This window comes from Mycobacterium sp. NTMscope_Eco_3 (genome assembly GCF_976985685.1).
Genome location: NZ_CDRJYZ010000001.1, coordinates 2,345,760 through 2,363,263 on the forward strand (window position 1 = coordinate 2,345,760; position 17,504 = coordinate 2,363,263).

A 17,504-nucleotide genomic window follows, 5' to 3' on the forward strand; every position below is an offset into this window, starting at 1 on the left:
ACTCATGGTCCGGCCCTACCTGGCGTCCGCGCCGGTCAGCCGGCGCGTGCCCAGCCCCAGCACCACCAGGGCCGCCACCACCACCAGCAGGATCGACAACGCCACGGCGGCGTCGGCGTCAGTCACCCGCTGCAGATAGATCTCCAGCGGAAGCGTGCGGGTCACCCCTTGGCGCGAGCCGGCGAAGGTCAGCGTGGCGCCGAACTCCCCCAGCGAGCGGGCGAACGCCAGCACCGCGCCCGATACGACGCCGGGCACCAACAGCGGCAGGGTGACCCGCCACCAGACCGCGCTGGGCCGCGCCCCCAGCGTCGCGGCCACCACCTCGAAATCGGACCCCGCGGTGCGCGCGGCGCCCTCGAGGGAAATCACCAGGAATGGCAGCGAGACGAACGTCTGCGCCAGCACCACCGCGGTGGTGCTGAACGCGATGCGGACGCCGGCAGCCTCCAGGTACTGGCCGAGCAATCCGAACCGTCCGAACGCATACAACAGGGCGATCCCCCCCACGACCGGCGGCAGCACCAGCGGCAGCAGGATCAACGGCCGCAGCAACCGCACCGCCCGCGCGGTGCTGCGGGCCAGCACCAGCGCCATCGGCACGCCCAGCGCCACGCACAACACCGTGCTGGCGGCGGCGGTCTGAAGGCTGAGCGCCAGCGCCGTCCTCGACGAGGAGCTCGTGATCAGCGACCAGAAATGCGGCCAATCGACCTTGACCGCGATGGCCAGCAATGGCAGCACCACGAAGACGGTCCCGACGGCCGCGGGGAGATACACCCAGCGGGGCAGATCCGTGCTATGCGCGCTAATACATGCCCTCCTGCCGACGGTCACTTCGAACACTCACGCGGGACCCGCTCACCCACTCTCCGCATTACACCGGAATGCCGCGGGCGGCGCGCCGAAGCGGGGCCGATACCCGCCGAGCGGTAGTCCGCCGGTGCGACGAGAATGGTTTTGCGCGGCCATCGCCGCGGGTAGCCGGAAGGTCACCGCCAGGACGAAGGTGCATGGATGCCATCTGAACAGGCGCCGCCCCCGCCCAAATCGGCGCCGGGCTGGTACCCCGATCCCGCCGGGGTAGGCCATGGGCTGCAACGGTATTTCGACGGCACCAACTGGACCAGCGAATGGGCTTTCGCCACCGAGCCGCCGAAGAAGGGCGTCTCGGGAAAGGCGGCCCTGGCCCTGGCGGTACTCACCGCGCTCGTGCTCCTCGTCATCGTCGGCAGAAGCTGGGGCTTCGACGGAAAGGATGGCGGCCAATCGTCCCCGTCGGGTGGTGCGACCGTGGCGGGACCGTCGACACCGACCGAGGCGGCGCCGTCGACGCCGGCCGGTCCGAAGAAGCCCGACGGAGTGACCTTCACGACCGCTCCAGGCCCGGACGGCGACATCGTCAACGCCCGCTTTGCCATTCGAGACAACTACACCGAGGCGATGATCAGGGACGGCGCGCGGCTCGACACCATCGCGATTCTCAAGTACGCGCGAGCGACCTATCCCGAGGCCGCCGCGGTGAACGTTCAGGGCACTTTCCCGATGACCGACCCGTACGGCAACACTTCGACCCAGGTCGCCATCGACCTCACCTACTCGCGGGCGACGTTGAACAAGATCAACTTCGATGGCGTGAGCAAGAACAGCATCTGGGAGATTCGCGATTCCGGCGCCATTCTTCCGGCCTTTCAGCCCTAGCCGACGGCGGTGGCGGTGGGCCGGCGGTCAGGGCTTGGCGAAGCCCGCCTGGGCCAGGATCTGCTGGCCGGCCGGGGAAGTCACCAGGTCGACGAACTTCTGCGCCTGCGCGGCATGCGCGGCGTTCCGCAGCACCCCGATGGGGTAGACGTTCACCGCGCCGGCCGCCTCGGGGAAGGTCACGGTCGCGACCTTGCCGGCGGCCGTCTTGGCGTCGGTGACGTAGACGAGCGCGGCGTCGGCCTGACCGGTGGTGACCTTGTTGAGGGCGTCGGTCACGCTGAGTTCCTCGCTGACCGGGTTGAGCCGCACCCCGGCGCTGTCTTCGACGCGACGCGCGGCCGCCCCGCACGGCACCGGCTGCTGGCAGATCACCACGTTGAGGCCGGGCTTGGCCAGGTCGGCGAAGCTTTCGATCTTCTTCGGGTTGCCCGGCGCGGTGACGATGACCAACGTGTTCGCCGCGAAGTTCCTCGGCTCGCCGCTCAGCAGGCCCGCCTTGCCGACCGTGTCCATCTGCGCGGTGTCGGCCGACGCGAAGACGTCGGCGGTGGCGCCCTGCGTCAACTGGGTGGCCAGCTCGGAGGAGCCCGCGAACTCGAAATCGACGCCGGTGCCCGGGTTTTCGGCCGTGAACTGCTGACCGATCCGGGTGAACGCCGGTTTGAGCGACGCGGCGGCAAACACCATCGCCTTCCCGGACGCCTGCGGCGACTGCGCCGGCGGTTTGGAACCGCACCCGACCAGCCCGGCCACCAACACCGTCGAAACCAAACTGGCCAGGATCCCGATCCGACGCATGGGATGCACCCTAACCCGCCGATGCTGCGGTGCGCGTGGCGCCCAAATCGCCGCAAAAAGTGACGCACAAATAGTTACCGAACTGATCCGCGCGTCGCGGCGGCAAAAATTTCGCCGGCTAGCTACTGTCCAGTAACATATACGGGGATTGACGCCATAACGCGCTGAGGTCCCAGGCAGAGGAGGTCATGGCAGTGGAGGTACTGGTTACCGGCGGAGACACGGAGCTGGGGCGCGCGGTGGCCGAGGGCTTCCGCGACGACGGCCACAGAGTGACCCTCGTGGGCGCGCGCAAGAGCGATCTGGAGATCGCCGCCAAGGAACTAGAGGTCGAGGCGATCGTCTGCAACACCACCGACCCGGCCAGCCTCGAAGAGGCTCGCCCGCTGTTCCCCCATCACCTGGACACCATCGTCAACGTGCCGGCGCCCACCTGGGAGGCCGGCGACCCGCGCACCTACTCGATCGCCGACACCGCCAACGCGTGGCGCAATGCCCTTGACGCGACGGTGCTTTCGGCGGTGCTGACCCTTCAGACCGTGGGCGATCATCTGCGTTCGGGCGGGTCGATCATCAGCGTGGTACCCGAGAACCCGCCGGCGGGCAGCGCCGACGCGGCGATCAAAGCGACGCTGGCGACTTGGACCGCGGGACAGGCGAGCGTCTTCGGCACGCGCGGAATCACGGTCAACGCCGTCGCCAGTGGGCGCAGCGCTCAGGCCGGCTACGACGGGCTTTCGCGCACCGCCGCGCCGGTGGCCGCGGAGGTCGCCCGCCTGGCGCTGTTCTTGACCACGTCGGCGGCGCGCCACATCACCGGTCAGACGTTGCACGTGAGCCACGGCGCGCTGGCTCAGTTCGCCTGAGGCGTAACCCGCGCCCGCCGCAAACCCTTCTCCCGCGCCCGGCCGATCGCTACGGTAATCAGCGTGGCTATTCGACTTGGTCTGCAGATTCCCAACTTTTCCTACGGCACGGGGGTAGAGCAACTCTTCCCCACCGTCATCGCCCAGGCACGCGAGGCCGAATCCGCGGGATTCGACTCGGTTTTCGTGATGGACCACTTCTACCAACTGCCGATGCTGGGATCGCCCGATCAGCCCATGCTGGAGGCCTACACCGCCCTGGGGGCGCTGGCCACCGCCACCGAGCGGGTGCAGCTGGGCACCTTGGTCACCGGCAATACGTATCGCAACCCCACCCTGCTGGCGAAGATCATCACCACACTGGACGTGGTGAGCCAGGGCCGCGCGATCCTGGGCATCGGCACCGGCTGGTTCGAGCTCGAGCATGACCAGTTGGGTTTCGAATTCGGCACCTTCACCGACAGATTCAACCGGCTCGACGAAGCCCTCGAAATCATCCTGCCGATGATCAAGGGCGAGCAGGCGACCTTCTCGGGCAAGTGGTATCGCGCCAGCGACGCGGTCGCCAATCCCCGCTTCCGAGACCACATTCCGCTGATGATCGGCGGCAGCGGCGAGAAGAAGACAATCCCGCTCGCCGCAAGGCATTTCGACCACCTCAACGTGATCGCGGGCTTCGACGAACTGCCCGGCAAGTTGGAGGTGGTGCGGCGCTCGTGCGAGGAGGTGGGCCGCGACCCGGCGACCCTGGAGACCAGCTCGCTGACCACGGTGCTGATCGACGAGAACGCGAGCCTTGACCAGATTCCCGCGGAGATGAAACAGCGCATGGTGGTCGGCACCCCGGACTCGGTCGCCGATCAGATCAAGACCAAGGTCATCGACGCGGGCATCGACGGCGTGATCATCAACCTGCCGTTCTACACACCGGGCATCGTCGAGGCGGCCGGCGAGGCGCTGCGCCCGCTCGTCGGGCTCTAGGCGGCAGGGCTCAGCGCGCACCCGGTCGGCGAACATGACGAGAATCACGTTCGCCGACCAGGAGTGATGCGCGCGGTGTGGTTGATTACACACGTTGTGAGTTGGGTTTCGGGGTATCCGCCTGACTAGCGTGGTTGCTAATCGCAGTCGCGCGTCCAAAAGCCCTCGTCAGGAGCAGCGGAAACATGAGCCCCCAGCCAGGTACCAAAGCTGGACCGGAGCGTCGCCATCAGGTCGTCATCATCGGGTCGGGCTTCGGCGGGCTCAACGCTGCCAAGAAACTCAAGCACGCGAACGTCGACATCAAACTGATCGCCCGCACCACGCACCACCTCTTCCAGCCGCTGCTGTACCAAGTGGCGACCGGCATCGTGTCCGAGGGCGACATCGCCCCGCCCACCCGGGTCGTCCTGCGTCGGCAGCGCAACGTCCAGGTGTTGCTCGGCGACGTCACCCACATCGACTTGGACGGCAAGTTCGTCGTGTCGGATCTGCTCGGCCACACCTACGAAACCCCTTACGACAGCTTGATTGTCGCCGCCGGCGCGGGCCAGTCCTACTTCGGGAACGACCATTTCGCCGAGTTCGCCCCGGGCATGAAGTCGATCGACGACGCGCTCGAGGTCCGCGGGCGGATCCTGAGCGCCTTCGAACAGGCCGAGCGGTCCCGTGATCCGGAACGACGCGCCAAGCTGCTGACGTTCACCGTGATCGGTGCCGGCCCCACCGGCGTCGAAATGGCCGGGCAGATCGCGGAATTAGCGACCTACACGCTTAAAGGCTCGTTCCGCCACATCGACTCCACCAAGGCGCGCGTGATCCTGCTCGACGCCGCCCCCGCGGTGCTTCCGCCCTTCGGCGACAAGCTGGGTCAGCGGGCCGCCGACCGGCTGGAAAAGATGGGCGTGGAGATCCAGCTGGGCGCCATGGTCACCGACGTCGACCGCAACGGCATCACCGTCAAGGACTCCGACGGCACGGTCCGGCGCATCGAATCCGCTTGCAAGGTCTGGTCCGCCGGCGTTTCGGCCAGCCCGCTGGGCCGCGACCTCGCCGACCAGTCGACGGTCGAACTCGACCGGGCCGGACGCGTCAAGGTGCTGCCCGACCTGTCCATCCCGGGCCACCCCGACGTGTTCGTCATCGGCGACCTGGCCGCGGTCGAAGGCGTGCCGGGGGTAGCCCAGGGCGCCATTCAGGGCGCCAAGTACGTCGCGAGCACGATCAAGGCCGAACTCGACGGCGCCGACCCGGCCGAGCGGGAACCGTTCCAGTACTTCGACAAGGGATCGATGGCCACGGTGTCGCGATTTTCCGCGGTGGCCAAGATCGGTCCGGTCGAATTCAGCGGCCTGTTCGCCTGGTTCGCGTGGCTGGTCCTGCACCTGGTCTACCTGGTCGGGTTCAAGACCAAGATCAGCACGCTGCTGTCGTGGACGGTGACGTTCCTGAGCACCCGACGGGGTCAACTCACCATCACCGAGCAGCAGGCGTTCGCCCGCACCCGGCTCGAACAGCTGGCGGTGCTCGCCGCGGAGACCAAGCGCCCGGTCGCCCGACGGGCCAGCTAGCCGCGCGCCGTCGCCAGTCCCGTTGCGGGACCTAGGTATTCGGCGATCGCGCAACCGGAGTGCCCTGCGATCAGCCTTCGCGAAGCTCGAGGTTCTGCAGTCGCACCTGGCCGCGGGCAACCACGCGATCGTCGTCGTCGGTGATGGTGACCAACCACAATTGCTGGCGCCGGCCGCGGTGAATCGGTTCGACCCTGCCGTAGACCATGCCCGAGCCGATGGAGCGCAGGAAGTCGGTGTTGTTGTTGACTCCCACGACATTTCCGCCACCGCGGGTGGCCAGCCAGGTGTAGGCCGCCACGCTGGCCATGCTTTCGATCATCGAGCAGTAAACGCCGCCGTGCACCAGACCCATCGGCTGCAACAGCTTGGGCGTGACCTCGAGTTGGGCGCGGGCGCCGTCGGGGCCGAGTTCGGTGAACTGCAAGCCGATCTCGCGGTCGAAGGGCGCGGAGAAATGCGGCGGGATGATCGTTTCCTGCGGCTCTGGCACGCCCCTGTGTCTACACCATCGCGTGCGGGACGGCTTTGGCGGCAGCACAACTCGCCGGATATACCCCGAAAACGGCTGAGCCCCGTGCACTAGGCACGGGGCTCAGCCGATCGAGTAGACCGGGGGTCACTGCAGCCCTCAGGACTCTCACGCGGTCCGTTATCGCTCGACTGGATTAGCATAGGCAAGGCTGCCCTAACTTTGCAAGGGGTATTGTTCGACTTGTTCGCGCCGGGGCGCGACGGCGGGCCGGCACAGAGATTTGTCAGCTTTCCGTACGACGGTCGGTAGTAAGCGGGAGTAGTCTGGTTTCGACGCTCAGGAGATGAACGAACTATGGCCAAACTGACACGGCTGGGGGATCTGGAACGGGCCGTCATGGACCATCTGTGGTCCACGCCCGAGCCTCAGACGGTTCGCCAGGTCCATGAGGCGTTGGCGGCCCAGCGCGACCTTGCCTACACCACGATCATGACCGTGCTGCAGCGGCTGGCCAAGAAGAACCTGGTCTCCCAGATCCGTGACGACCGCGCGCACCGGTACGCCCCCGTGCACGGCCGCGACGAACTGGTCGCCGGGCTCATGGTGGACGCACTGGCCCAGGCCGAGGACTCCGGGGGCCGGCAGGCCGCGCTGGTGCACTTCGTCGAGCGCGTCGGCGCCGACGAGGCCGCGGCGCTTCGGCGCGCGCTCGCCGAACTGGAAGCCAATCAACGCAACAACTCGCCATCTGCTGGCGCAGCCCCGGAGGGCTGAGGGACACTAACAGTGTGTCCGCGCTGGCTTTCACCATTCTCGCGGTGCTACTGACCGGCCCCGTGCCGGCCATGTTGGCACGCGCGCGCTGGCCGCTGCGCGCCCCCCGTGCCGCCATGGTGTTGTGGCAAGCCGTCGCGCTGGCCGCGGTCCTGTCGGCCTTCAGCGCCGGGATCGCGATCGCCACCCGGCTGCTCATGCCCGGTCCCGACGGGCGACCCACGACCAGCATCGTCGGCGCCGCCGACCGGCTCGGATGGCCGCTGTGGACGGCATACATCGGGGTTTTCGCGCTAACCGTGCTGGTCGGCGCCCGATTGATGGTCGCACTCGCCCGGGTGGCCATCGCCAATCGCAAGCGACGGGCCCATCACCGCATGGTCGTCGACCTGGTCGGAGTCGGCCACGACGCGGCGCTGTCCCAGTCCTGCACCCGCAGGCGCGACCTTCGCGTACTGGATGTCCCGCAACCGCTCGCCTACTGCCTGCCGGGTGTGCGCAGCCGGGTGGTGGTCAGCGAAGGAACGCTGAGCACGCTCGCCGACGCCGAAGTCGCCGCCATCCTCACCCACGAACGGGCCCACCTGCGGGCCCGGCATGATCTGGTGCTCGAGGCGTTCACCGCCGTGCACGCCGCCTTCCCGCGGGTGGTCCGCAGCGCCAACGCGCTGGGGGCCGTCCAGCTTCTGGTCGAGCTGCTCGCCGACGACGCGGCGGTGCGCGCCGCCGGCCGCGCTCCCCTGGCCCGGGCACTGGTCGCCTGCGCGTCGGGGCGGGCGCCGTCGGGCGCGCTCGCGGCGAGCGGCCCCAGCACGGTGCTGCGAGTGCGCCGGCTGGGCGGACGCGGCAACAGCGCCACGCTGTCGGCGGTCGCGTACCTTGCCGCGGCGGCGGTCTTCGTGGTGCCCACCATCGCGCTCGCCGTGCCCTGGCTCACGGAGCTGGAACGCCTCTTCAACCTCTGACGCCGCCGAGGGCCGATCACCCCGGGCGCGTGTCCATGCGCTGTGCCACAGTGTCACCGAAAGCTTTTGCGAAATGTTCTCCCGATTTGAGAGGCAAGACATGAGTTCGTCGGACACGCAGGCGGGTTCCCAGACCGGCACCGCGCAGATCGGCGTCACGGGCCTGGCCGTGATGGGGTCGAACATCGCCCGCAATTTCGCCCGGCACGGCTACACCGTGGCGCTGCACAACCGGTCGATCGCCAAAACCGATGCGCTGCTCAAAGAGCACGGCGGAGACGGCACGTTCGTGCGTACCGAGACCATCGCCGAATTCCTCGACGCGCTGGAAAAGCCGCGACGGGTGCTGATCATGGTCAAGGCCGGTGACCCGACGGACGCGGTGATCAACGAGCTCGCCGACGCCATGGAGGACGGCGACATCATCATCGACGGCGGCAACGCCCTCTACACCGACACCATCCGCCGCGAGAAGGCGATGCGCGAGCGCGGCCTGCATTTCGTCGGCGCCGGCATCTCCGGCGGCGAGGAGGGCGCGCTCAACGGCCCGTCGATCATGCCGGGCGGCCCGGCCGAGTCGTACAAGTCGCTGGGCCCGCTGCTCGAGGAGATCTCCGCGCACGTCGACGGGGTGCCGTGCTGCACCCACATCGGTCCCGACGGCGCCGGGCACTTCGTCAAGATGGTGCACAACGGCATCGAGTACTCCGACATGCAGTTGATCGGCGAGGCCTACCAGCTGCTGCGCGACGGCCTCGGCAAGACCGCCGGCGAGATCGCCGACGTGTTCGACGAGTGGAACTCCGGCGACCTGGACAGCTTCCTCGTCGAAATCACCGCCCAGGTCTTGCGCCAGACCGACGCCAAGACCGGCAAGCCGCTCGTGGACCTGATCCTCGACGAGGCCGAGCAGAAGGGCACCGGCCGGTGGACGGTCAAGTCCGCCCTCGACCTCGGTGTGCCCGTCACCGGCATCGCCGAGGCGGTGTTCGCCCGCGCGCTGTCGGGATCGGTCACCCAGCGCAAGGCCACCACCGGGCTGGCCTCGGGTGAGCTCGGTGAAAAGCCCACCGACGCACGGCAATTCACCGAGGACATCCGGCAGGCGCTCTACGCGTCGAAGATCATCGCCTATGCGCAGGGCTTCAACCAGATTCAGGCCGGCAGCGCCGAATACGACTGGGGCATCACGCCCGGCGACCTGGCCACCATCTGGCGCGGCGGCTGCATCATCAGGGCGAAGTTCCTCAACCGGATCAAAGACGCCTTCGACGAAGACCCCGACCTGCCGACGCTGATCGTCGCCCCCTACTTCCGCAGCGCCATCGAGGCCGCCATCGACGGCTGGCGCCGGGTTGTGGTGACCGCCACCCGGCTGGGCATCCCGATCCCCGGCTTCTCCTCGGCGCTGTCGTACTACGACGCGCTGCGCACCGAGCGGCTCCCCGCCGCGCTGACCCAGGGGTTGCGGGACTTCTTCGGCGCCCACACCTACGGGCGCATCGATGACGACCCCGACAAGCGCTTCCACACGCTGTGGAGCGGCGATCGCACCGAAGTGCCCGCCTAGCCGGGCCACACTGGAGGGCGTAAGGGGGCTTGGGTTGCGATGAGGTTTCTCGACGGGCACCGACCCGGATACGACTTGACCTACAACGACGTCTTCATCATGCCGAACCGCTCGGAGGTCGCGTCGCGGTTTGACGTCGACCTGTCCACCGGGGACGGCTCGGGCACCACGATTCCGGTCGTCGTCGCGAACATGACCGCGGTGGCCGGCAAGCGGATGGCCGAGACGGTGGCGCGCCGCGGCGGGCTCGTGATCCTGCCGCAGGATCTGCCCATCACCGCGGTCGAGCAGACGGTCGAGTTCGTCAAGGGCCGCGACCTGGTCCTCGACACCCCGGTGGTGCTCGAGCCCGACGACTCGGTGTCCGACGCGATGGCGCTGATCCACAAGCGGGCGCACGGGGTCGCCGTCGTCGCCTTCGAGGGCCGGCCCCTGGGACTGGTGAGCGAATCGTCCTACCTGGGCGTGGACCGCTTCACCCGGGTGCGCGACGTCGCGATGACCGACTTCGTCACCGCCCCGGTGGGCACCGAGCCGCGCAAGATCTTCGACCTGCTCGAGCAGTCCCCGATCGGTGTCGCGGTCGTCACCAATGCCGACGGCACGCTGGCCGGGGTGCTCACCCGCACCGGCGCCATCCGCGCCGGGCTGTACACCCCGGCCGTGGACGCGCGTGGCCGCCTGCGGGTGGGCGCGGCCGTCGGCATCAACGGCGACGTGGGGGCCAAGGCGCGCTCGCTGGTCGAGGCCGGAATCGATCTCCTGGTGATCGACACCGCCCACGGGCATCAGGTCAAGACGCTCGAGGCGATCCGGACGGTCGCGTCGCTCGATCTCGGCGTGCCGCTGGCGGCGGGCAACGTGGTCTCGGCCGAGGGCACCCGCGACCTGCTCGCCGCCGGGGCGAGCATCGTGAAGGTCGGCGTGGGCCCGGGCGCGATGTGCACCACCCGGATGATGACCGGGGTCGGGCGCCCGCAATTCTCGGCTATCGTCGAATGCGCTTCGGCGGCACGGGAATTGGGCGGGCATGTGTGGGCCGACGGCGGCATCCGCCATCCGCGCGATGTGGCGCTGGCGCTGGCGGCAGGCGCGTCCAACGTGATGATCGGGTCATGGTTCGCCGGCACCTACGAGTCGCCCGGCGACCTGATGCGCGACCGCGAGGACCAGCCGTACAAGGAGAGCTACGGCATGGCGTCCAAGCGGGCCGTGGTCGCCCGCAGCGGCGCCGACACGGCGTTCGACCGCGCCCGCAAAGCCCTGTTCGAGGAAGGCATTTCGACCTCGCGGATGGGGCTGGACCCCGCCCGCGGCGGCGTCGAGGACCTGCTCGATCACATCACCTCGGGCGTGCGCAGCACCTGCACCTATGTCGGCGCCGCGAGCCTGGCGGAACTGTACGAACGGGTCGTCGTCGGGGTGCAGTCGACCGCGGGCTTCGCCGAGGGGCATCCGCTACCGCTGGGCTGGTGACACGCGCCATGCAGTAAGGCTAGCCTTGCCTAATAAGGCCTGCTAACCTACTGCGCCATGACCTCCTCTTCCCCCACCGTCAGCGCCGAGCTGCTGAGCATCCTGCGCGACGACCTCAACGTCGACGCGTCCCGCCTGACCCCCGACGCCAGGTTGGTCGACGACGTCGGACTGGACTCGGTGGCCTTCGCCGTGGGCATGGTGGCCATCGAAGAACGGCTGGGCGTCTCGCTGTCGGAAGAGGAGCTGTTGAACTGCGACACGGTCGGCGACCTGCAGGCCGCGATCGCCGCCAAACACCGCAATGAGTGAGCTGGCCGCGGCGCTGACGGCCGCGATGCGCGGCGCCAACAGCGATCTGGTCGTCTTCGACCGCGAGTCCTCGGCCTGGCGCCGCCATCCGTGGCCCGAGGTGCACGGGATGGCCGAGGGCATCGCCGCCTGGCTGCTCGACCGGGGCCGGCCCGCCGCCGTGGGGCTGGTCGGCGAACCGACCGTCGAGTTCGTCGCCGCGATCGCGGGCGCGTGGCTGACGGGCCAACCTGCGCGGCCTCAATCAGCGTCTCTCGGTGTCCCCCGCGGACGTCGGCTGCTCGTGGCTGCCGCTCTACCACGACATGGGTCTGTCCTTCTTGCTCGCGTCGTCGTTGGGGGGCATGTCGGTATGGCTCGCGCCCACATCGGCTTTCACCGCCTCGCCGTTTCGATGGTTGAGCTGGCTGTCGGAAAGCCGCGCGACGATCACCGCGGCACCGAACTTCGCCTACAACCTGGTCGGCCGGTACGCCCGCCGGGTCTCCGATGTCGACCTCGGCGCTGTGCGGGTGGCGATCAACGGCGGGGAGCCGATCGACTGCGAGGGATTCGAGCGCTTCGCGCAAGCGATGGGCCCCTTCGGGTTCGACGCCGGGGCGGCCACCCCGTCCTACGGGCTGGCGGAGTCGACGTGCGCGGTGAGCGTGCCCGCCCCGGGCACCGGGCTACGGTTCGCCGACGTCACCGACGAGACCGGCTCGCGCCGCCACGCGGTGCTGGGCGAGGCCATCCCCGGCACCGAGATCCGGATCTCGCCGCGTGACGGCGCGCAGGGCGACATCGGTGAGATCGAGATCCGCGGCGCGTCGATGATGGACGGCTACCTGGGCCACGCCCGCGTCGATACCGAAAACTGGTTTCCCACCGGCGATCTCGGCTTCTTTGCCGACGGCGGCCTGGTGGTGTGCGGCCGGGCCAAGGAGCTCATCACTATCGCCGGGCGCAACATCTTCCCGACCGAGATCGAGATGGTCGCGGCCGGGGTCCGCGGCGTGCGCGAAGGCGCCGTGGCGGCGCTGGCCACCGGCGAACGTTCCGCGCGCCCCGGCCTGATCGTCGCCGCCGAATTCCGGGGGTCAGATCAGGCGGGCGCGCGCGCCGACGTCATCGCGCGCGTCGCATCCGTGTGCGGCGTCGTTCCCTCCGACGTCATCTTCATGGCCCCGGGGTCGTTGCCCCGAACGTCGTCGGGCAAACTGCGCCGCCTGGAAGTGCGGCGCTCTCTAGAAACGGTGGATTAAGTGACGGCAACGCCTGAGACGACCGCAACCGACCTCGACGGCTACCGGGACCTGCTGACCGACGCGTTCGACGAGCAAGTCCTGGCCTGGACGGCGGAAGCCGAAGCGCGGCAACGGTTTCCACGTGAGCTGATCGAACACCTCGGCGCCCGCGGAGTTTTCCGCGAGAAGTGGGGCGACGGCCCGCTGCCCGACGTCGGCAAACTGGTCGAGCTCGCCTTCGCCCTCGGCAGGTTGTCCTCGGCCGGCATCGGGGTGGGCGTCAGCCTGCACGACTCGGCGATCGCCGTCCTGCGCCGGTTCGGCAAGTCGGACTACCTGCGGGACATCTGCGAACGAGCGATCCGCGGGCAGGCCGTGCTGTGCATCGGGGCCTCCGAGGAGTCCGGCGGCTCCGACCTGCAGATCGTCGAGACCGAGATCTCTTCTCGGGAAGGCGGTTTCGACGTCCGCGGGATCAAGAAGTTCGTCTCGCTGTCCCCCATCGCCGATCACATCATGGTGGTGGCGCGCAGCGTCGACCACGACTCGTCCAGCAGGCACGGCAACGTCGCGCTGGTCGCGGTGCCGACGGCCCAGGTCAGCGTGCAGCGGCCCTACGACAAGGTTGGCGCCGGGCCGCTGGACACCGCCGCCGTGCACATCGATACCTGGGTTCCCGCCGACGCCCTGGTGGCGCGGGCCGGCACCGGGCTGGCGGCCATCAGCTGGGGACTGGCCCACGAGCGGATGTCGATCGCCGGTCAGATCGCGGCGTCGTGCCAGCGGGCGATCGGGATCACGTTGGCCCGCATGATGTCTCGACGCCAGTTCGGTCACACGCTGTTCGAACACCAGGCGCTGCGCCTGCGGATCGCGGATTTGCAGGCGCGCGTCGACCTGCTGCGGCATGGCCTGCACGGCATCGCGGCGCAGGGCCGGCTGGATCTGCGCGCGGCCGCGGGAGTCAAGGTGACCGCGGCCCGCCTTGGCGAGGAAGTGATTTCGGAATGCATGCACATCTTCGGCGGGGCGGGTTACCTCGTCGACGAGACGCCGCTGGGCGAATGGTGGCGCGACATGAAGCTCGCCCGGGTCGGTGGCGGCACCGACGAGGTGTTGTGGGAGTTGGTGGCCGCCGGAATGGCGCCCGATTACGGCGGCTATGCGTCCCTGGTCGGCGATGCCGGGGCTTCCAGCGCGTAGAGCGCCATGCGCCGGTTCGTCGTGTCGTGCTCGCCGAGGAACTCACATCCGACGTACTCGCACAACCTGCGCGCGGCGGTGTTGCGGTGATCGGGATCGAACATGATCCGGCGGCACCGCGGCTCCATCGAAAAGGCGCTGGCCACGATCCGGGGCAACAGCATCGGGCCCAGGCCCCGGTTCACCAGCTTCACATCGGCGATGGCGGCGTGCAGCCCCAGGTCGTAGGGCTCGGCGTCGTAATAACGTGAGATGAGATCCCTTGCGCCCCAATACAGTTCGAGGTAGGCGCAGTCCGCGCCGCGCACGTTCCCGATCAACGGCAGGGAGTAGGTGCCCCCGAGTTGGGCGTCCAGGTGCTGCCGCCAGCGCGGCGTCGGCCAGTCGTACTCCCACGCCTCGGCCAGATGCGGCTGGTTCATCCACTCGGCCACCATGTCCGCATCGGCGAGCTGCGCGACGCGCAGCGCGAAGGGGGCATCCAGAAAGGGCGTGGGTGGCCGGGGGATCTGTGCGACGTGGTCGGCGATGTCGAAGCGCTCGCGGGGCAGGATGTGAACGGACGGCGTTTCCGGTGGGGCGTCGGACATAGTGCGCAGAGCGTACCTGAGTAAGGGTAGGCATACCGTAGTTGCCCCGGGTCGGCGGTCGCCTCCGGCGCCGGCACCAGCGTCGCGGCGGCGTCGCCGCCGCAGGGCCGAAACCCGGGCTAGCATAAGGCAGCAAAGACGGAAGCAACCGCGTCCGCCCGCGACCAGGCAGCGAAAGGATCGACGTGCCGCAGGCACCCGTGCAGGCCATCGGCTTGCCGGCGCACGGGCCGTCGGACGAGCCGCCCGATGCGGAGCCTCCCCCGGTCACCGCCTCGCCACATTCGATCCGCGGGCGGCGTGATTCATGAACGTCACCGTCACCGTGATCAGCATTGTGGCGATCGCGGTGCTGATCTTCGGCAACGCCGTGTTCGTCGCCGCCGAATTCTCGTTGACCACCCTGGACCGCAGCGCGGTCGAGGCAAACGCCCGCGGCGGCGGCCGCCGCGACCGCTGGATCCGCCGCGCGCATCAGCGGCTGTCGTTTCAGTTGTCGGGCGCGCAGCTCGGGATCTCCGTCACGACGCTGGCGGCCGGTTACCTGACCGATCCGATGGTGGAGGACCTGCCGCACCCGTGGCTGGACGCGCTCGGTATCCCCGACAGGGTCGGCGACGCGATCATGGCCGTCCTGGTGCTGGTGATCGTGACGTCGGTGTCGATGGTGTTCGGCGAGCTAGTCCCGAAATATTTGGCGGTGGCGCGACCTCTGTCGACCGCCCGCGCCGTCGTGGCCGCCCAGCTGCTGTTCTCGCTGCTGCTGACCCCGGCGATCCGATTGACCAACGGCGCGGCGAACTGGATCGTGCGCCGGCTGGGCATCGAGCCCGCCGAGGAGCTGCGGTCCGCCCGGTCACCGCAAGAGCTGTTGTCACTCGTGCGTTCGTCGGCGCGCAGCGGCGCCCTGGACGCCCCGACAGCCGCCCTGGTGCGCCGATCATTGCAGTTCGGCACCCTGAGCGCTGAGGAGCTGATGACACCGCGGTCCAAGATCGTGGCGCTGCAGACCGACGACACGGTGGCCGACCTGGTGACCGCGGCCGCCGAGTCCGGGTTTTCCCGCTTCCCCATCGTCGACGGTGACCTCGACGAGACCGTCGGCATCGTGCACGTCAAACAGGTGTTCGCGATCCCGCGGGCCGACCGGGTCCGCACGCTGCTGACGACGGTGGCCCAACCCGTGGCCGTGGTGCCGTCCACACTGGACGGTGACGCGGTGATGGCCGAGATCCGGGCCAGCAGCCTGCAAACCGCGCTCGTCGTCGACGAATACGGCGGCACCGCGGGCATGGTGACCCTCGAGGACTTGATCGAAGAGATCGTCGGCGATGTCCGCGACGAGCACGACGACGCCACTCCCGATGTGGTGCCCGCCGGCACCGGCTGGCGGGTGTCGGGCCTGTTGCGCATCGACGAGGTGGCCGCCGCCACCGGCTTCCGGGCGCCCGAAGGACCCTACGAGACGATCGGCGGGTTGGTGCTGCGCGAGATCGGTCACATCCCGGAGGCCGGTGAAACGGTGAAGCTTCCCGGGCTGGACGCCGACGGGCTGCTCGACGCGGTGACGCGCTGGCAGGCGCGGGTCATCCGGATGGACGGCCGCCGTATCGACCTGCTCGAGTTGACCGAACTCAGCGGTCACGGCGACATTCCCGCGGCGGAAGGACGCCGATGAGCGAGACCATGGGCGTGCTGCTGGCGTGCCTGCTGATCGCGGTGAACGCGTTCTTCGTCGGGGCGGAGTTCTCGCTGATCTCGGCGCGGCGCGACCGCCTCGAAGCGCTGGCCGAGCAGGGCAAGGCGGCCGCCGTCGCGGTGATCCGCGCCGGCGAGCAGCTGCCGTCCATGCTGGCCGGCGCGCAACTGGGCGTCACGGCCGCGTCGCTGCTGCTCGGCCGGATCGGTGAGTCGGCGGTCTCCGACCTGTTGCAAACGGCGCTCGGGCTGACCGCGATTCACCCGGCGCTGCTGCACACGTTGTCGTTCGTGATCGCCCTGGCCATCGTGGTGACGCTGCACGTGCTGCTGGGCGAGATGGTGCCCAAGAACATCGCGTTGGCCGGTCCGGAGCGCACGGCGATGCTGCTCGTCCCGCCGTATCTGGCGTACGTGCGGGTGGCCCGGCCGTTCATCGTGTTCTACGACAAGTGCGCCAGCGTGGTGGTGCGCGCGCTCGGCGTCGAGCGCAAGGAGGAGCTGGAGATCACGGTCTCGCCCGTCGAGCTGAGCGAGATGATCGCCGAGTCCGCGTCGGAAGGCCTGTTGGACCAGGAGGAGGGCACCCGGCTGGCCCGGGCGCTGCAGATCCGTCACCGCGTGGTCGGCGACGTGGCGGTGCCCCTCTCCGGGGTGCGCGCGGTGCCGGTGGCCGCGGCGGGCAAGGGCCCCACCGTCGGCGCGGTCGAGGAAGCCCTGGCCCAGAGCGGCTACTCCCGCTTCCCCGTGGCAAACGTCGACGGCAGCTTCGTCGGCTATCTGCACATCAAGGACGTGCTGACGCTCGACGACGGTCCCCAGACGGTGATCGATCTGGCAAAGGTGCGGCCCTTGCCGGGGCTGCCGCGGTCGCTGCCGCTGGCCGAGGCGTTGTCGCGGCTGCGCCGCAACAACAGCCACCTGGCGCTGGTCACCGACGAGATCGGCGCCGCGGTGGCGATGGTGGCGATGGAAGACCTGGTCGAAGACTTCGTCGGGACGATGCGCGAGGCCTAGCCGCACTGGCCCGACGGTTCCGACCGCGCGCAGCCCGTATGATCTTTCACGGCTACCAGTTAAGAAAATGCTGGAGGGCGCTGGAGGGCAGCACGCCGCTTGCGCACGGAATGTGCGTTGCTGGACATCGATTCCGGTGACCGCCGCAGCATCATTCTTGGGGCTGTCAGCGTATCTTGACCTGCTGTGGCGGGTCGACGGATAACGCTCGCCAGGCTGCGCTCGGTAGGCTGATGACATAGCTAATTTGGGCCTTTCTGGCCCATGGACGGCCCATG

At 68.9% G+C, this 17,504-nt stretch carries 16 protein-coding genes and 1 pseudogene; 13 read left to right on the top strand and 4 right to left on the bottom strand.

Annotation, left to right across the window (positions count from 1 at the left end; all coding sequences use genetic code 11):
* Positions 1-15: 15 nt before the first annotated feature.
* Positions 16-813, bottom strand: a complete 798-nt coding sequence (locus tag AC0KTM_RS10815; protein WP_225330543.1) for an ABC transporter permease — start codon at positions 811-813, stop codon at positions 16-18.
* Positions 814-1,017: 204 nt separating this feature from the next.
* On the opposite strand from AC0KTM_RS10815, the gene AC0KTM_RS10820 reads away from it, so the two are divergent.
* Complete coding sequence (locus tag AC0KTM_RS10820) at positions 1,018-1,701, top strand: DUF2510 domain-containing protein (protein WP_225330540.1); 684 nt, start codon at positions 1,018-1,020, stop codon at positions 1,699-1,701.
* 27 nt (positions 1,702-1,728) lie between these two features.
* On the opposite strand, the gene modA is transcribed toward AC0KTM_RS10820, so the two are convergent.
* Positions 1,729-2,502 (bottom strand): molybdate ABC transporter substrate-binding protein, encoded by a 774-nt coding sequence (gene modA / locus AC0KTM_RS10825; protein WP_225330539.1) that lies wholly within the window; start codon positions 2,500-2,502, stop codon positions 1,729-1,731.
* 188 nt (positions 2,503-2,690) lie between these two features.
* Between modA and AC0KTM_RS10830 the strand changes: the two genes are divergently transcribed.
* The 3 genes from AC0KTM_RS10830 (at position 2,691) to AC0KTM_RS10840 (ending at position 5,920) form a co-directional block, all read left to right on the top strand.
* Positions 2,691-3,368: an SDR family oxidoreductase gene (locus tag AC0KTM_RS10830; RefSeq protein WP_225330538.1), complete on the top strand. Its 678-nt coding sequence runs from the start codon at positions 2,691-2,693 to the stop codon at positions 3,366-3,368.
* A 57-nt stretch (positions 3,369-3,425) separates the two neighbouring features.
* On the top strand, positions 3,426-4,349 hold the full coding sequence (locus AC0KTM_RS10835; protein WP_238957285.1) for an LLM class F420-dependent oxidoreductase: 924 nt from the start codon (positions 3,426-3,428) through the stop codon (positions 4,347-4,349).
* A 185-nt stretch (positions 4,350-4,534) separates the two neighbouring features.
* Positions 4,535-5,920 (top strand): NAD(P)/FAD-dependent oxidoreductase, encoded by a 1,386-nt coding sequence (locus AC0KTM_RS10840; protein WP_225330537.1) that lies wholly within the window; start codon positions 4,535-4,537, stop codon positions 5,918-5,920.
* A 70-nt stretch (positions 5,921-5,990) separates the two neighbouring features.
* Here AC0KTM_RS10840 and AC0KTM_RS10845 read toward each other — a convergent pair whose 3' ends face one another.
* A complete protein-coding gene (locus AC0KTM_RS10845; RefSeq protein WP_225330536.1) occupies positions 5,991-6,413 on the bottom strand; it encodes a PaaI family thioesterase in 423 nt (140 codons plus the stop codon).
* Positions 6,414-6,749: 336 nt separating this feature from the next.
* On the opposite strand from AC0KTM_RS10845, the gene AC0KTM_RS10850 reads away from it, so the two are divergent.
* From AC0KTM_RS10850 to mbtN, 7 genes and pseudogenes are all read left to right on the top strand, one after another.
* Positions 6,750-7,169: a BlaI/MecI/CopY family transcriptional regulator gene (locus AC0KTM_RS10850; RefSeq protein WP_238955859.1), complete on the top strand. Its 420-nt coding sequence runs from the start codon at positions 6,750-6,752 to the stop codon at positions 7,167-7,169.
* 14 nt (positions 7,170-7,183) lie between these two features.
* Entirely contained in the window at positions 7,184-8,134 is a 951-nt protein-coding gene (locus AC0KTM_RS10855) for a M56 family metallopeptidase (protein ID WP_225341308.1), read from the top strand.
* A gap of 100 nt (positions 8,135-8,234) precedes the next feature.
* Positions 8,235-9,704 carry an NADP-dependent phosphogluconate dehydrogenase gene (gndA, locus tag AC0KTM_RS10860; protein ID WP_238955860.1) on the top strand — a complete coding sequence of 490 codons (1,470 nt, stop codon included), beginning with the start codon at positions 8,235-8,237 and terminating at the stop codon, positions 9,702-9,704.
* Positions 9,705-9,743: 39 nt separating this feature from the next.
* Positions 9,744-11,180, top strand: coding sequence for a GuaB1 family IMP dehydrogenase-related protein (locus AC0KTM_RS10865; protein WP_225329248.1), 1,437 nt, complete (start codon positions 9,744-9,746; stop codon positions 11,178-11,180).
* Between the two features lie 57 nt (positions 11,181-11,237).
* Entirely contained in the window at positions 11,238-11,492 is a 255-nt protein-coding gene (locus AC0KTM_RS10870; protein ID WP_472415533.1) for an acyl carrier protein, read from the top strand.
* Positions 11,485-12,736: pseudogene (locus tag AC0KTM_RS10875) on the top strand (AMP-binding protein). The gene AC0KTM_RS10870 and the pseudogene AC0KTM_RS10875 overlap by 8 nt, the downstream one beginning before the upstream one ends.
* Complete coding sequence (gene mbtN, locus AC0KTM_RS10880; RefSeq protein WP_238955862.1) at positions 12,737-13,921, top strand: mycobactin biosynthesis acyl-ACP dehydrogenase MbtN; 1,185 nt, start codon at positions 12,737-12,739, stop codon at positions 13,919-13,921.
* On the opposite strand, the gene AC0KTM_RS10885 is transcribed toward mbtN, so the two are convergent.
* Complete coding sequence (locus AC0KTM_RS10885; protein WP_225329243.1) at positions 13,879-14,511, bottom strand: GNAT family N-acetyltransferase; 633 nt, start codon at positions 14,509-14,511, stop codon at positions 13,879-13,881. The genes mbtN and AC0KTM_RS10885 overlap by 43 nt on opposite strands.
* A gap of 307 nt (positions 14,512-14,818) precedes the next feature.
* On the opposite strand from AC0KTM_RS10885, the gene AC0KTM_RS10890 reads away from it, so the two are divergent.
* Together AC0KTM_RS10890 and AC0KTM_RS10895 are read left to right on the top strand one after the other, a co-directional pair.
* Positions 14,819-16,189, top strand: a complete 1,371-nt coding sequence (locus AC0KTM_RS10890; protein ID WP_225329242.1) for a hemolysin family protein — start codon at positions 14,819-14,821, stop codon at positions 16,187-16,189.
* Positions 16,186-17,226 carry a hemolysin family protein gene (locus AC0KTM_RS10895; protein WP_238955864.1) on the top strand — a complete coding sequence of 347 codons (1,041 nt, stop codon included), beginning with the start codon at positions 16,186-16,188 and terminating at the stop codon, positions 17,224-17,226. The genes AC0KTM_RS10890 and AC0KTM_RS10895 overlap by 4 nt, the downstream gene beginning before the upstream one ends.
* The last annotated feature ends 278 nt before the right edge of the window (positions 17,227-17,504 follow it).

Bases quoted from the DNA above. Each gene is read 5' to 3' on its own strand.
- AC0KTM_RS10885 (WP_225329243.1), bottom strand. From the start codon at position 14,511: ATGTCCGACGCCCCACCGGAAACGCCGTCCGTTCACATCCTGCCCCGC.
- AC0KTM_RS10870 (WP_472415533.1), top strand. From the start codon at position 11,238: ATGACCTCCTCTTCCCCCACCGTCAGCGCCGAGCTGCTGAGCATCCTG.
- AC0KTM_RS10840 (WP_225330537.1), top strand. From the start codon at position 4,535: ATGAGCCCCCAGCCAGGTACCAAAGCTGGACCGGAGCGTCGCCATCAG.
- AC0KTM_RS10865 (WP_225329248.1), top strand. From the start codon at position 9,744: ATGAGGTTTCTCGACGGGCACCGACCCGGATACGACTTGACCTACAAC.
- modA (WP_225330539.1), bottom strand. From the start codon at position 2,502: ATGCGTCGGATCGGGATCCTGGCCAGTTTGGTTTCGACGGTGTTGGTG.
- AC0KTM_RS10830 (WP_225330538.1), top strand. From the start codon at position 2,691: ATGGCAGTGGAGGTACTGGTTACCGGCGGAGACACGGAGCTGGGGCGC.
- AC0KTM_RS10820 (WP_225330540.1), top strand. From the start codon at position 1,018: ATGCCATCTGAACAGGCGCCGCCCCCGCCCAAATCGGCGCCGGGCTGG.
- AC0KTM_RS10895 (WP_238955864.1), top strand. From the start codon at position 16,186: ATGAGCGAGACCATGGGCGTGCTGCTGGCGTGCCTGCTGATCGCGGTG.
- AC0KTM_RS10890 (WP_225329242.1), top strand. From the start codon at position 14,819: ATGAACGTCACCGTCACCGTGATCAGCATTGTGGCGATCGCGGTGCTG.
- gndA (WP_238955860.1), top strand. From the start codon at position 8,235: ATGAGTTCGTCGGACACGCAGGCGGGTTCCCAGACCGGCACCGCGCAG.
- AC0KTM_RS10850 (WP_238955859.1), top strand. From the start codon at position 6,750: ATGGCCAAACTGACACGGCTGGGGGATCTGGAACGGGCCGTCATGGAC.